The following is a 14,256-nucleotide window of genomic DNA, read 5'->3' on the forward strand; positions in this document are numbered from 1 at the left end:
CGTACTAGTACATGGCGCCGCCCCGCAAGCACGACACCGACGTGATCCTCGACGCAGCACGCGCGCTCGTCCTCGCCGAAGGGCCGCGTGCGGCCAGCGTGTCGGCCATCGCCGAGGCCAGTGGCGCTCCGGTCGGCACCCTCTATCACCGCTTCGGCAACCGCAACGGCGTGCTGACCGCGGCCTGGCTGCGCGCGCTGCGCCGTTTCCAGGACCGCACCCTCGCCGCCGCCGACCAGCCGGATCCGGTGGAAGCGGGCGTCGGGATGGTGCGCGCCGCCCTCCGGTTCGGCCGCGAGCTGCCCGAGGACGCCAAGCTCCTGCTCGAGCTGCGTCCCCGCGATCTGCTCGACGGCGAACCGGACGCCGAGTTCCGCGCGACCCTGTCCGGCATGAACGCGCCGCTGATCGAGCACTTGCACCGCATCGCGCGCGCCTTGCTGGGCCGGGACGGCGAACGTGAGATCGATGCCGTCAGCCGCGCGATCGTCGATCTGCCCTATGCGGCGCTGCGCCGCCACGCCTACGCCCCGGAACTGCCCAGGTGGCTGGAGGAAGACCTCACCGCCGCCGCCCGGACCCTGCTGACCTCCTACCGCCCCTGATCCGCTGCAAGAACCTCAACCGGCGATCAACGCCGGAGTGAGTTCGTCGAGGCCCGAGATCACCTTGGCGGCCAAGCCGAGCGCATCGGAAGCAGGCGGGTACTCCGGGCGCGGCGCCGCGATCACCCGCATCCCGGCCGCGTGGGCCGAGCGCAGGCCGTTGCTCGAGTCCTCGACGGCGACACAGTCGCCCGGCCGCTGCCGCAGGAACGTCGCGACCGTCAGGTAGACGTCCGGCGCCGGTTTGCCGCGATCGACCTCCTCGGTGGAGAAGGTGACGGAGAAATACTCGATCAGACCCGTCCGGCCCAGCACCGTGTCGATGAGCGCGCGCGGCGACGAACTGGCCAGCCCGAGCGGCCAGTGCTCACACATCCGCTGCACGGCCTCGACCGCGCCCGGCAGCAGCGGCACCCCGTCGGCGTAGCGCTCGGACATCCGCTCGATCACCTCCCGCGCGACGGTCTCCGGCGGCTCGCCGACCCCGAGTTCGCCGCTCAGGTAGGCCGACCACTCCCCGGTGCTCATCCCCATCAGCCGCTGCTGGGTGTCGGGCAGCCACCGCCCGCCTTTCTCGGCGACGTAGCCACGCCGCACCAGTTCCCAGACCGGCTCGGAGTCGATCAGGACGCCGTCCATGTCGAACACCACCGCGGTGATACCCATGCGCACAGAGCCTTTCGCCAGCCGAAGCGGTCACCGATCCAGCGAGCCGGGACGCATCTGCGGCCGCGGGAACCGGGGCCGATACCACCCGGGAAAGGGTGATATCCGGTCGCGCACCAGCCTAGGCGGTCACGGCCCGTGACGACGGACACAGCACCCGCGCGGCGAGCATTCGCCGGGCAACCGATAACTTGTTCTTATGAACGAACCGCAGGCCGGCGACTCGCTGCCGAGCAAGGAGCACCACGAGGGCGGGTTCCGGCCGATGACCGAGTTGATCGCCGCGCACGAGGCCGCCAAGGACGACATCTCCCGCGGCGGGCCGCACTACGGCCAGTTCATCGAGCAGGTGCGCGGCCTGATGGACCGGGTCCGGCTTGCCTCGCCCTCCGACGAGCTGGCGGTGGAGGCGATCGGCGTGCTCAAGGAGCTGAACGACAAGCTCGACGCCGCCAAGGTGGACGAGTGGTCGACCCCCAATTGGACCCGCTTCGATCTGCCCGCCCGCGGCAACATCACCCTGCCGCCGTTCCTCATCGACCATGTCGACCCGCAGGACGGCGTCGACGCGCGTCTGACCTTCCGCACCTTCCACCTCGGCGGCAACAGCGCCGCCCACGGCGGCCAGATCGCCATCGCCTTCGACGACCTGCTCGGCATGGCGGCGGCGGTGCGCTCCGGCTCGGTGACCAGGACGGCGTCGCTCACCGTCGACTACCGCTCCATCACGCCGCTGAACACCGAGCTGAAGGTGCGCGCGTGGGCCGAACGCCAGGAGGGCCGCAAAGTCTACGTGCGGGCCACCCTGCACGACGGCGACCGGCTGTGCGCGGAGGCGAACGGCTTGTTCATCGTGCTCAAGCCCGGACAGCCCTGACACACGTTCCAGCACGTCGAGGGCTGACCGGTTCGCGGGGGCGTCTTGGGGACGCCCCGCGCCACGCTGAGCGGCGTTGGCTTCCGGCGCGGGGCATTCCGGCTACCGATTAGTTGGGTACACGCTCTCCGCCGCTCACCCCTGCCGCTTCGGCCCGCCGCGGGGGTCGCGCTGTCGCTCGTCCTGGTGACCGCGGCGGTCCGACGGAGTCCGTGCAAGCACGGCGACGACGGGAATCGTCAGGCGCCGGGCCATCGGGTCGCAGGCCATCGATCGCTTGCGACGCAGAATGCCGTCGCGAATGGCGTACGGTGCCAGTTTGCACGAAACGCGCTGCATAGCAGGGTAATCGTGTCTGCCGGAAGAGCCCAGGTAGGCGAGTCGAGCGCGACCCGGCAGCCCCGTACCCGCACTCGATGCACACTCGCGCGCGATGCGTTCGCGGCCGGACGCTGCGGCGCTGGCCGGTCGGAAGTCCCACCGGCGAGCGCCGACCGATCACCGCCCCGGGAAGTGCGCTTCCCGGTACGCGCCGAACCGGGCGTCCACCTGCTCGGCGCTCAATCCGAAATCGCCGAGGGTGTAGCGGTGCGCCGGACGCGCGGCGCCCGAGGTGCTCTCCGCGTGCAGCGCGGTCATCGCCGCCTCCGCCTCGTCGGTCAGCGGCAGCCCGAAGTGCCGGTAGATCGACGTGACCGTGCCGATCGGGTCGGCGACGAACTCGTCGTAGTCGACATCGCAGAACTGCGCCGCGTCGTGGCGTTCGCGGTCGGCGAGAAACCGCTCCGCGCCGCGCGCCCACAGATCCAATTGGGTCGCGCCGACCACCGGGCCGCGGAACTTCTCCGACCAGCCCGCCGACGCCTGCTCGTTCAAGCTGCACACCGACGCGATGATGGTGCGCGGATCGCGGTGCATCTGGATGACCAGCGCGTCCGGATACACCTCGAAGATCGCGTCCAGCGCGAACAGGTGGCTGGGGTTCTTGAGCACCCATCGCTTGCCCGCGTCCGGCAGCCCGATCAACTGGAGGTTGCGCCGGTGCCTGCGGTAGGCGGGCGTCCAATCCCGGTCGCGCAGCCACTCGGAATAGGTGGGCAGGTAGGCCAGGCACTCGTAGGACACCGACATGGCCGACTGCCGCAGCAACTGCCAGCACTCCTCGACCTGATCGGCCGAGATGTGGTGCACACCCATGAATTCCGGGTGCTCGACGTGGTGCTTGTCGTAGGCGGCGGCCAGACGCTGGTAGACCGGGTTGCTCGCCCAGGTCTCGCGCGGCGGGCGCGGCTGTGGCATCTCGGTCAGCCACATCTCCAGCCCCTGGTGCGCCGGGTCGGCGTTGAGCAGGCGGTGCACCGCCGTCGTGCCCGAGCGCGGCAGGCCGGTCACGAAGATCGGGCGCTCGATCGCCACCTCCGCGTGTTCGGGATGCTGCCGCCAGGCCGCCTCGCTGAGCAGGCGGGCGATCAGCGCGCCGCGCAGGAAGGCGCGGTTGACCTTGTTGCCGAACGGCGTGAGTTCGGCGTCCTTCGCATAGGACTCGAGCAGCACCTCGAGGCCATCGCGGTAGTCGTCGGCGCCGAAGTCGTCCAGCCCGACGACCTTGGTCGCCGAGGCGTGCAGATCGTCGATGGTCCCGACGTCGTCCCTACCGATCACGGTCATCTCCTAGTGGTGGAATTCGCCTGCGTTGACGTCCAGGCACGCGCCGGTGATCGCGCGCGCCATGGCGGACGCGAAGAACACGACCGCGTCGGCGATCTCGTCGGGCTCGGGCAGTTTGCGCAGGTCGGTGGTCTTCGCGGTCTCGGCGTAGACCTCATCGGGGGTGATCCCCCGCTGCTGCGCCAGATAGTTGAAGTACCACTTCAGGTTGTCGGCCCAGATATAGCCGGGCGCGACGGAATTGACCCGGATGCCCTTCGGCCCGAGTTCGGTGGCCAGGCTCTGCGCCAGCGCGAGCAGGCTGGCCTTGGCCATCTTGTACGGCCCGAAGGTGCGCCGCGAGTGGTGCAGCACCGCCGAGTTGATCATCACCACCGAGCCCTTGGTCTCGGCGAGGGCGGGCACGAACAGCCTGGTCAGCCGCAACGCGGCCAGCACGTTGGTCTCGAAGCCCGCGCGCACCTGGTCCAGATCGACATCGGCGAGGTCCACGATGGGCGGGATCGCGAAGGCGTTGTTCACCAGCGTGTCCACCTTGCCGAACGCGCTGTGGGCGGCCTCGACCAGGTTGGCCGCCGCCGCCTCGTCGTTGATGTCGGTCGGCACGACCACCGCGCGCCTGCCCAGTTCGGTGATCTCCTTCGCCACCTCGGTCAGCCGCGATTCGGTGCGGGAGGCGAGCACCACGTCCGCGCCGGCCTTCGCGCTCTGCACGGCGATCGCGCGCCCGAGTCCCGGCCCGACGCCGGAGACGACGACCACTTTGTCCTGCAACAACATCAGCCCAGCATCCTCTCCGCGACGGCGACCTGACGCGCCGCGATCCGGTCGCGCCACTGCTGCGGGGTGACCCGCGCCTGCTCGTGGAACGGCAGGCGGTTCGGCAGGTCCGCGACGGAGACGACCTCCACGGTGGGCCCGTCGTCGGGTTTCATCTCCCGCGACAGCCGCTGCCAGCGGAACTGGAGGTAGCCCCGCGAGTGCCCGGTGCGCTCGATCCAGTTGGCCAGGCCGGGGTCGCGCTCGCTGACCACCAGCCGGATCTTCCCGTCCGGGTCCACGTGCGCCTGGTCGGCGGTGAGGCTGGTCTGGTGGTTGATGTAGTCCAGCGACAGGTACCACATGCTGCCGAGCTGGAAGCCCTGGTAGGGCGCGTCGGATTTGGGCACCGTGATGATCATGGCCTGGTCGTCGTCCAGGTCGTAGTGACCCACCGAGGAGAACTGGGTGCTCAGCCCGCCGGGGGTGGGCCTCGGCTCGGTCAGCGTGTTCACCGGCAGGTTCAGATAGAACCACTCCGGGAAGGCCAGGAAGGTCTTCAACCGCGACACCAGCATCTTGCCCGCCACGCCGTACCGCTTGGCCAGCAGGTCCTTGGTCGGCGGCGGCGGCGCTTCGCCGATCCGGTCGGCGCGCTGGATGCGGATGGTGCCCGCCTTCTCGGTCGCCCAATCGCTGTGCACCTCGCGGACTACGAGCATCGCCGCGTCGGTGCCGAGGTGGACGTAGCCGGGGCGCGCCTCGCCCGGACCGAAGCGGATCTCGTAGCTCCCGTCCGGACGGATATCGAGTTCCCGATCGTCGAAGGCGGTGAGGCTGTCGGGCACGTCGACGGGCGAATAGTTGCCGTTGAGCACCTGGAAGCTCAGGTCGCGGGTGGTGCCGCGGGTGCCGGTCACCACGTATTCGGCGTCCGGGCGCAGGTAGGAGTGGTAGTAGAGGGTGTCGGGGTTGTCCAGCCCCATCTTGGTGTACGGGCCGGTGGACATGACGAAGAACGGGAAGTCCAGCTCGTAGGCCCAGGCCATCTGCAACGACGCGCGGATGCTGCCCGCCAGATAGTCGTAACCCTCGACGAGGTCCTGTTCGGTGCGGATGTGCGCGGCTCCGGTGATGATCTGCTCGGCGGCGGCGACTGCGTCCGCGAACGGCTGTGTCAGCAAGAGGCTCTCTCCGGTGTTCCAAATATGTACCGCTCTGGTACATTTCGATAGGAGAAAGATTAGAACGTGTTCTAGGAGTGGTCAATGGTCAGCCGTCGGTCCGCGCCCACCGCACGGGTGGTGCAGGTGCTGGATTTCTTCGTCGAACAGCGCGGCAAGCGCTTCGGGCTGTCCGAACTGGCCCGCGAACTCGACCTGGCGAAACCCACCTGCCTCGGCATCCTCACCGAGCTGACGGCGGGCGGCTATCTGGTGCGCGACGCCGACACCAGGACCTACGGGCTCGGACCGGCGCTGATCGCGGCGGGGCGGGTGGCGCAGGACAGCTTCGCCATCTCCGCGCTGGCCCGCGTCGAGCTGGAGAAACTCTCCGCGCGCTACCACACCACCTGCACCGCGTCGGCGGTGGTCGGCGAGCAGATCATGGTGCTGGAGAGCACCGGTCCCGGCCTGGTCAAGGTGGGCGCGGCCTACCATTTCGCGCCGCCGGTCGGCCTGATGTACGTGCTCTGGGACACCGACGCGGCGTTCGACGCCTGGCTGGCCAAGCCGCCCGCGGTGCCGCTACGGCAGGACGAGGCGCGCCTGCGCCAGGTCGTCGCCGAATGCCGCGAGCGCGGATTCCTGGTCGAGAGCATGACCACCGCGGGACGACGGCTGTACTCGCTGCTGGCCGGAGTCGCCGATCGCGATCTGCCTCCCGAGCTGCGGGAACTGGTCGGCGAACTGGTGAGCAGCCTCGGTGAACGGGTGTACCTGGGCGCGGACCTGCGGCCGCGCAAGGAGCACGCGGTGAGCCTGCTCGCCGCACCGACCTTCGATGGCGACGGCAGGCAGAACATGGTGCTCACGATGTACGTCGGCCGCTCGATCACCGGAGCGGAGATCACCCGCCGCGGCGCGGCGCTGGTGGCCGCCGCCGACGCGGTGACGGCGAACTCGGGCGGACGCAGACCATTGACCGAAGACCGAAACGTGTTCTAGTTTTGCGGTGTGAGCCAGTACGCGAAGTCGACGGCGAGCACCTACGAGCTGCCCCATCTGGACGCGCTCGAGGCCGAGTCGGCGCACATATTCCGTGAAGTGGCAGCGACATTCGAGCGCCCGGTGTTGCTGTTCTCCGGCGGCAAGGATTCGGTGGTGATGCTGCACCTGGCGGCCAAGGCCTTCTGGCCGGCGCCGCTGCCGTTCCCGGTGCTGCACATCGACACCGGGCACAATTTCGACGAGGTGATCGCCTACCGCGACGAGACGGTGGCGCGCCTGGGGCTGCGCCTGGTGGTCGGGCGGGTACAGGACGACATCGATGCGGGACGGGTGGTCGAGGAGACCGGGCCGCGCGCGTCGCGCAACCGGTTGCAGACGACGGCGCTGCTGCGCTCGATCCAGGAGGGCTCGTTCGACGCGGTCTTCGGCGGCGCGCGCCGCGACGAGGAGAAGGCGCGCGCCAAGGAGCGGGTGTTCAGCTTCCGCGACGAGTACGGCCAGTGGGATCCGCGCAGGCAGCGCCCCGAACTGTGGAACCTCTACAACGGCAGGCACCGGGCCGGCGAGCACATCCGCGTGTTCCCGCTGTCGAACTGGACCGAACTGGACATCTGGAGCTACATCGCCGCCGAAGGCATCGAGCTGCCCGCGCTGTACTACGCGCACCGCAGGCCGGTGGTGCAACGCGACGGAATGCTGTTGGCGCACACCCGTTTTCTCCAGCTGCTCGACGGCGAGGAGCCGTACGAGGCCACCGTACGGTTCCGCACCGTCGGCGACGCGACCTGCACCGGCTGCGTCGAGTCGAACGCGGCCACGCCCGCGGAGGTGGTCGCCGAGGTCGCCGCCGCGCGGGTCACCGAGCGCGGCGCCACCCGCGCCGACGACCGCATCTCCGAGGCGGGGATGGAAGACCGCAAACGCGAAGGCTACTTCTGATGACGACCACACTGTTGCGCCTGGCCACCGCGGGCAGCGTCGACGACGGCAAATCGACGCTGATCGGCAGGCTGCTGTTCGACTCCAAGACGCTGTTCACCGATCAGCTCGCCGCCGTGGAGCGCACCAGCCGCGACCGCGGCGACGACTACCCGAACCTCGCGCTGCTCACCGACGGCCTGCGCGCCGAACGCGAGCAAGGCATCACCATCGACGTGGCCCATCGCTATTTCGCCACGCCCAGAAGGAAATTCATCATCGCCGACACCCCGGGGCACGTCCAGTACACCCGCAACATGGTGACCGGCGCGTCCACCGCCGACCTGGCGCTGATCCTGGTGGACGCCCGCAAAGGCGTGGTCGAGCAGACCCGGAGGCACGCGTTCCTGGCCAGCTTGCTCGGCATCCCGCACCTGGTGTTGTGCGTGAACAAGATGGACCTGGTGGACTGGTCGCAGGACCGGTTCGAGGAGATCCGCGAGGAGTTCGCGCGCTTCGCCTCCAAACTCGACGTCTCCGATCTGACCTTCGTTCCCGTGTCGGCGCTGCACGGCGACAACATCGTGCACCGGGGCGCGAGCATGCCGTGGTACGAGGGCACTCCCCTGCTGCACCACCTCGAAGAGGTGCACATCGCCTCCGACCGCAACCTGATCGACTCCCGCTTTCCGGTCCAGTACGTCACCCGCAGTCACGCCCATGACTTCCGCGGCTACGCGGGCACGGTGGCGGGCGGGGTATTCAAACCGGGCGATGAAGTGGCGGTGCTGCCGTCGGGCTTCACCACCACGGTGGAGGCGATCTGGGGGCCGGGCGGCGCACCCGTCGCGGAAGCGTTCCCGCCGCAGGCGGTCACCATCCAGCTCGCCGACGAGCTGGACATCTCCCGCGGCGACCTGATCTGCCGCCCGAACAACCGGCCGAACACGGGACGCGACCTGGACGCGATGGTGTGCTGGTTCGCCGAGGACACCCAGCTCACCCCCGGCGCGACCTACACCATCCGGCACACCACCCGGGCGGCCACCGCCGAGGTGCGCTCGCTCGACTACCGGCTGGACGTCAATACCCTGCACCGCGACGAGCACGCGGAGGCATTGTCGCTCAACGAGATCGGCCGCGTCCAGCTGCGCACCCGCCAGCCCTTGCTGTTCGACCCCTACCGGCGCAACCGCGCCACCGGCAGTTTCATCCTCGTCGACGACACCACGAACAACACCGTCGCCGCGGGCATGATCACCGGCCCGAGCCTGCCTTCGTCCCGGGTGGTCTGGCACTCCACCGCCGTCGAGCGTGACGAGCGCGCCACCCGCGGCCTGACGGTCTGGCTCACCGGCTTGTCGGGCTCGGGGAAGTCCACCGTCGCGGTGGAGTTGGAGCGCAGACTCGTGGCGGCGGGCCGCCCGGCGTTCCTCCTCGACGGCGACAACCTGCGCCACGGCTTGAACTCCGATCTCGGATTCAGCGCGGCCGACCGGGAAGAGAACGTGCGGCGCGTGGGCGAAGTGGCGAAACTGTTCGCCGAAGCCGGTGTGGTGGCGGTCGTTTCGCTGATCAGCCCCTACCGCGCCGACCGCGACCGCGCCCGCGCCGCCCACGAAGCGGCGGGCATCCCGTTCCTCGAGGTTTTCGTCGACACGCCACTGGCGGTCTGCGAGGCCCGCGACCCGAAGGGCATGTACGCCAAGGCCCGAGCGGGCGAGATCCGCGGATTCACCGGCATCGACGACCCCTACGAAGCGCCGACCGAAGCCGAGATCGTGCTGCGGCCCGACCACGGGGATCCGGCGGCGATGGCGGCGACGATCCTCGCGCGGTTGAGCCGGATGGATTGATCCGGCCTCGGTGCGGCGGCCGCCGTGCCGATCGACGGTCCGTAGCTGACCGCCGGAGCCGGCTTCGTGGATCGGCTATCCCCTCCACAGTCGATACACGAAGCCGGCTTCGGCGACATCCCCGTAATCGGTTCGGATACGAGCGTAGGGCGCTAGGATCCGATTGTAAAGCGCTAGATTTCTAGCCGGTGCGCTCTGATCCTTTACATGCCGATACCATGGTTCCACGGGGACGGGCCGAATCGGGAGGTTGGTGGCACAGGTCGTGTCTGCGGATGGAGAGGACTTCACCGAGCTGCAGGCGGAGGACGCCGGTCCTATCGCGCGGCACCTCAATCGGGTGATCGCCGCCGCCCAGCAGCGGGATGCGCGTAGCTACTCCAACAAGGACATCGCCGAGCGCTCGACCGCGCTCGGCTATCCGCTCAGCCCGGCGCAGGTGTCGCACATCCGGCTCGGACGTGTCCGCAACCCGAGTTTCCGCACCATCGAAGGGATTTCCGTGGCGCTGGGCGTGGACGTGCGCGAATTCCTCGACGGCGCCGCCGCACAGCAAGCCGACGTCGACTCGCGGCTGGCCGCACAGCTTTCCGAGGCGGGCGTCGAGGCGATCGGCTTCCGCCTGTCCGAACTCAGCACACTGAACGAGTTGGGCAGGTCGACGTTCGGAGCCATAGTCGGCAATATCCTCCGCGACCTCCAGCAGCACGAACTCTATCGCCGACCGGCCGCCACCGAGGAAGACGAGGAGACCACTGGCTGAGCGACGGCTGTCGCCCCGTATCAGAGCCGCAGGTCGGCCGCCGGGATTCGCGGCGCGGCACCGGGCCGGAAGGTCGCTTGCGCTATCGGGCGGCGAACTTCCGTGTACGAATCCAACGCGGCGGCAATAGAGTTCGCACTGCGCAACGCCTTCGCCAAGACGATCGCGTCCTCGATGGCAGAAGTCGCACCCCGCCCCGCCGCCGGTGAAACGGCATGCGCCGCATCGCCGATCAGCACCGTGTCCGCGTTGTGCCACCTTCCCTCGGGTTCCAGTTCGTACAGCGCGATCGGCGCGCTCACCTCGGAGCGCTCCAGCACTTCCGCCACCGGCGTGACCCGCAGGGCGTCGAGGAACACGTCGGGATCGGTCACCGTGGCCGCGGAAGCGACGTTCCGTCTGCTGAACCAGAACGATCCATCGCGATCGTCCCCCACATACCCCACCACTCCGTCCGGATGCGACCAGAAGTGCAGCACGTTCGTCGGCAGCCCGCGCACCGGTTCCGGGAAGTGCCCGTACCGGATCGACTGGCCGGTGTAGGTGGGCTCACGGCGATCGCCGAGCATGCGCCGGGTAGCCGAACGAGCGCCGTCCGCGCCGACCAGCAGATCGCCCGTGCGTCCACCGGGGTCGGCCCGAGTTCCGTAGTCGCAAGAGATATCCGCTCGGTCCAGTCCTTCGCGCAACACGGCCAGCAGATCCCTGCGCCACACATGGGTACTCGACCAGCGATGACCGGGCTCGGTCCGGGGGAAGGAACTCGCCCGTCCGGTGACCGTGTCGACGGTGCTGACGCCGACCACCGGGAATCCGGCAGCCCTGACCCTTTCCCCCAATCCGATCTGGTCGAGCGCGGTCGATGCCGCCGGACCGAGCGTGACCCAGCCGCCCACATCGGCCGCGCGCGTCGCGTGCTCGTAGACTTGAACGCGGACACCGACTTTCGCCATCGCGAGTGCCGCACATGCCCCTCCGATACCGCAACCGATGACTTCGGCTCGAAACATCAGGTCACACCTTCACCGCTGGGCGGAACCATCGACGACGCACCCGAATCATGTCCTCCCCCAGGCTGGCCGCCAAGGCCACGAGCAGTTTACGGTCGGCGTCGAACGTATCAGCCTTGTCCACGGCCGCGCGGTGCGGCTCACCGTACAGCACCGGCCGCTCGCGATTGGCCGTGGCGACGCGCTGGAGTTCGCGCGCGTATCCGGAAAGCGTGGCGGTCGACGTCGGGTCGACTTGGGGACTGAGCAACATCAGGGCATCGCGAATGTCGACCATCATCGCTTGACGCCGCTCCATGATGGCGGCCAGCGGTTGCCGGAGTCGGAAAGCGGGATTCGGCCGTTCCGGAAGGAACCGGGTGATCACGCCGACCGCGAAACGCCACAGCCGCCAGAGCAGCAAAACGTCACGCAGTGCCCCGAGGCCGGCGACCAAGGCTCGGATCCGCATCACCAAGCCATACCAGGACACGCCCAGCAGGAAGATGAACTGCCCCAGATAGACCTCCCATCGACCGAGCACGACGAGCGCTCGCGGCGGCTTCGCCGATGCGGCGTGATAACCGAGCTGAACGGTGAACGCCACGGTCGCCGCGAGCATCAACACCGCACCGATCACCGCCAGCATGATGCCGTGCGCAGGCGTCCCCGACAGCAACCGCAGGTATGCGACGCAGTAGTAGACGATCAGCACCCCGATCGGCACGGTGATCACCTTCTCGCCGAGCGAGAAACCGACCACGGCAGGGTCGGTGAACCCATAGGGCTTCGCGTCCGGCCCGGCGGCGACGGCGAACACCGCCAAGGCCGCGATGGAGGCGACCAGCGGGACGGCGACGGCGATCAGGATCTTCTTCGTCTGCGCGGTGTGCCGCGCGGCCAGCACGAAGAACGCGACGATGCAGACCTTGCCGCCCACCAGCAGCACGGTGCCGATGAATTCGTATTCCATCGCGGTCAGCAACCACGGATCCGACCGATCCTGGACATACTCTCCGAAGGAATATCCCGACGCCAGGAAGAAGAACGCCCCGACCACCGCGAGCAGAGCGACGTCCTTGTTCCGGCGGTACTGACTCGCCTTCCAGATCATGGCCACGGTGAATGCCGCGATGAGCCACCCGTGCGGTATGTAGATCACAGCCAGCCCATTCTCTCCTGCAGCGGCAGGGACGGGTCTTCTTCTCGCTGCATCGGACGCAGGGCGCGCTGCCGGTCGAGCACCCGGCTCACCTGATATGCCCACCGCGCCAGCAGGTTCGCGGTGTACTCCGCTTCCCATTCCCGTTCCGGGGACATCGCCGAATGGCGGTGCACGCTTCCGGTCTCGTAGTGCCCGGCGATGATGTGACCGAACTCGTGCCCGATGCCGTGATCCTGATGCCAGGCGGGTGTCGCCTTCTGGTACGCGATGACATACGTGTCGGGCGGCGCCGAGAGCTTCAGCGTGATCGCGAAGAAGCAATCGACCGGCAGCAGCTTTTCCTGCAGCAGCACCGTGGCGCCGGTGAACTCGCAGTAGCGCTCGATCAGCTGGCGCATGGTCAGCAGTTCACGCACCTGCATGCGCTGAAGCAGCAGCCGGGTGCGATGTTCGACCTCACGCACCATCGCGGGGTTCGGGACGAAACGCGATTCCGCGTCCGGCCCACTTCCGGCGATCGCCGCCGGATCGCCGGGCGAGCGTCTCACGCGCCCGCGCCACACGGGAATCATCAGACGTCACACTCCGCAGCCCACCCCACCGCCCGACCTTCGGCAACCGGTGTGTCGAACGGTACGAATACGATGCCGAGCGCCGCGCCTGATCGACCGATGCCGTTCCAAGCCCCGTGCCCGGCGGTTCGGCGTTCAAAGTACCATCACCGCGACCGAACAGCATCAGTCCGAATCGGGCTGCCGTGGCGTAGCATTCGCGGTTGTCATTGCGCGGCCCGACCCGATCCGGCGCGACATGGTGTCATTCAGCCGAGTGAATCGACTCCGGTGTTCTCGCCGCACAGCGCGGCGCGGAGCGTGTCGCGCAGCCAGCGCTGGGCCGGGTCGGCGTCGAGGCGGGCGTGCCAGAGCAGGCGCACATCGACTTCCGGCAAGGTGTCGGGCAGGGGGAACCAGCGGATGCCGAGAGCCGGGCCGTACTGTTCGGCGAGGCGCTGCGGGACGAGGCCGACGTAGCGGCTCGTGGCGACCAGTAGCGCCGCGACCGCGAAGGACGGGACGACGGCCGCGACGTGGCGTTGCAGCCCGACGGCGTCGAGTGCGTCGTCGAGCGGTCCGCGCGCCCGGCCGCGGCGGGAGGCCGAGACGTGCGGATGGCGGCACAGTTGGCGCAAGGTCGGGCGGCGGCGCATGCCCAGCGGGCTGTCGGCTCGGACGATGCCGACCATTCGTTCCCGATACAGCACGGCTGTCCGGATGTCGGGAGCCGCGACGTCGCCGACGCCGATATCGAGATCGACCGAGCCGTCGCGGAGGGCCTCGGCGCTTTCGCTGCCTTCGGTGACGAAGCGCAGCACCACGCCGGGAGCGGCGGCGGCCGTGGCTTCGACCGCAGCCGTCGCCAGTGTCGCCGCGACGCCGTCGTTGATGCGGATCGTGAAGGTGCGCTTCAGCTCGCCGATCGAGACCTCGCGGTCGGCGCTGATCAGTGCGGATGCCTCGTCGAGCAGCGACCGCACTCGCGGAGCGGTGCGCAGCGCGAACGGTGTGGGAGCCATTCCGCGACCGGCCCGTACCAAGATCGGGTCGTTCATCGCCCGGCGCAAGCGGCCCAGTGCCCGGCTGGTCGCCGGGATGGACAGATGCAGGCGCTCGGAAGCCGCCGTGACGCTGCCTTCTTGGATCAGCGCGTCGAACACGCGCAGCAGGTTCAGATCGAGCTGCTCCGCCATAGTTGCATGGTACGCAAGAGATAATTGCCAAAGTTGCGTGGCATGCAGACACGCGAGGTCCATACCGTCGTC

Annotated in this window: 14 protein-coding genes; 6 read left to right on the plus strand and 8 right to left on the minus strand. The window is 68.7% G+C overall.

The features are described from left to right. The first annotated feature begins 11 nt into the window (after positions 1 to 11). Positions 12 to 605 (plus strand): TetR/AcrR family transcriptional regulator, encoded by a 594-nt coding sequence (locus ACWDMM_RS30155; protein WP_195081756.1) that lies wholly within the window; start codon positions 12 to 14, stop codon positions 603 to 605. 15 nt (positions 606 to 620) lie between these two features. Here ACWDMM_RS30155 and ACWDMM_RS30160 read toward each other — a convergent pair whose 3' ends face one another. After that, complete coding sequence (locus ACWDMM_RS30160; RefSeq protein ID WP_195081755.1) at positions 621 to 1,271, minus strand: HAD family hydrolase; 651 nt, start codon at positions 1,269 to 1,271, stop codon at positions 621 to 623. 199 nt (positions 1,272 to 1,470) lie between these two features. On the opposite strand from ACWDMM_RS30160, the gene ACWDMM_RS30165 reads away from it, so the two are divergent. Beyond that, positions 1,471 to 2,148, plus strand: a complete 678-nt coding sequence (locus ACWDMM_RS30165) for a PaaI family thioesterase (protein ID WP_195081754.1) — start codon at positions 1,471 to 1,473, stop codon at positions 2,146 to 2,148. 498 nt (positions 2,149 to 2,646) lie between these two features. Here the strand turns inward: ACWDMM_RS30165 and ACWDMM_RS30170 are convergent, their stop codons facing one another. Genes ACWDMM_RS30170 through ACWDMM_RS30180 form a run of 3 tightly spaced genes read right to left on the minus strand, consistent with a single transcriptional unit; the run spans position 2,647 to position 5,759 of the window. Then, the gene (locus tag ACWDMM_RS30170; RefSeq protein ID WP_324722431.1) at positions 2,647 to 3,810 is read right to left on the minus strand and encodes a sulfotransferase family protein; all 1,164 of its coding nucleotides are present in this window, start codon (positions 3,808 to 3,810) and stop codon (positions 2,647 to 2,649) included. A gap of 9 nt (positions 3,811 to 3,819) precedes the next feature. Next, on the minus strand, positions 3,820 to 4,596 hold the full coding sequence (locus ACWDMM_RS30175; protein ID WP_039797758.1) for an SDR family oxidoreductase: 777 nt from the start codon (positions 4,594 to 4,596) through the stop codon (positions 3,820 to 3,822). Continuing rightward, positions 4,596 to 5,759, minus strand: coding sequence for a hypothetical protein (locus ACWDMM_RS30180; RefSeq protein ID WP_357112276.1), 1,164 nt, complete (start codon positions 5,757 to 5,759; stop codon positions 4,596 to 4,598). Before ACWDMM_RS30180 ends, ACWDMM_RS30175 begins: the two co-directional genes overlap by 1 nt. Positions 5,760 to 5,843: 84 nt before the next feature. On the opposite strand from ACWDMM_RS30180, the gene ACWDMM_RS30185 reads away from it, so the two are divergent. From ACWDMM_RS30185 to ACWDMM_RS30200, 4 genes are all read left to right on the plus strand, one after another. Next, a complete protein-coding gene (locus ACWDMM_RS30185) occupies positions 5,844 to 6,743 on the plus strand; it encodes a helix-turn-helix domain-containing protein (RefSeq protein WP_449940689.1) in 900 nt (299 codons plus the stop codon). 9 nt (positions 6,744 to 6,752) lie between these two features. Next, positions 6,753 to 7,685 (plus strand): sulfate adenylyltransferase subunit CysD, encoded by a 933-nt coding sequence (cysD, locus tag ACWDMM_RS30190; RefSeq protein ID WP_449940692.1) that lies wholly within the window; start codon positions 6,753 to 6,755, stop codon positions 7,683 to 7,685. Beyond that, the gene (gene cysC / locus ACWDMM_RS30195; protein ID WP_357112282.1) at positions 7,685 to 9,520 is read left to right on the plus strand and encodes an adenylyl-sulfate kinase; all 1,836 of its coding nucleotides are present in this window, start codon (positions 7,685 to 7,687) and stop codon (positions 9,518 to 9,520) included. Before cysD ends, cysC begins: the two co-directional genes overlap by 1 nt. Before the next feature lie 340 nt (positions 9,521 to 9,860). Beyond that, complete coding sequence (locus tag ACWDMM_RS30200; RefSeq protein ID WP_195081748.1) at positions 9,861 to 10,283, plus strand: helix-turn-helix domain-containing protein; 423 nt, start codon at positions 9,861 to 9,863, stop codon at positions 10,281 to 10,283. A 20-nt stretch (positions 10,284 to 10,303) separates the two neighbouring features. Here the strand turns inward: ACWDMM_RS30200 and ACWDMM_RS30205 are convergent, their stop codons facing one another. From ACWDMM_RS30205 to ACWDMM_RS30220, 4 genes are all read right to left on the minus strand, one after another. Then, positions 10,304 to 11,293, minus strand: coding sequence for an FAD-dependent oxidoreductase (locus tag ACWDMM_RS30205; RefSeq protein ID WP_195081747.1), 990 nt, complete (start codon positions 11,291 to 11,293; stop codon positions 10,304 to 10,306). A gap of 4 nt (positions 11,294 to 11,297) precedes the next feature. Next, positions 11,298 to 12,434, minus strand: a complete 1,137-nt coding sequence (locus ACWDMM_RS30210; RefSeq protein WP_195081746.1) for a hypothetical protein — start codon at positions 12,432 to 12,434, stop codon at positions 11,298 to 11,300. Further along, entirely contained in the window at positions 12,431 to 12,985 is a 555-nt protein-coding gene (locus ACWDMM_RS30215; protein ID WP_195081745.1) for a hypothetical protein, read from the minus strand. Before ACWDMM_RS30215 ends, ACWDMM_RS30210 begins: the two co-directional genes overlap by 4 nt. Before the next feature lie 272 nt (positions 12,986 to 13,257). Continuing rightward, complete coding sequence (locus ACWDMM_RS30220; protein ID WP_357112294.1) at positions 13,258 to 14,184, minus strand: LysR family transcriptional regulator; 927 nt, start codon at positions 14,182 to 14,184, stop codon at positions 13,258 to 13,260. Positions 14,185 to 14,256 lie beyond the last annotated feature (72 nt).

The organism is Nocardia sp. NPDC003726, assembly GCF_053586955.1.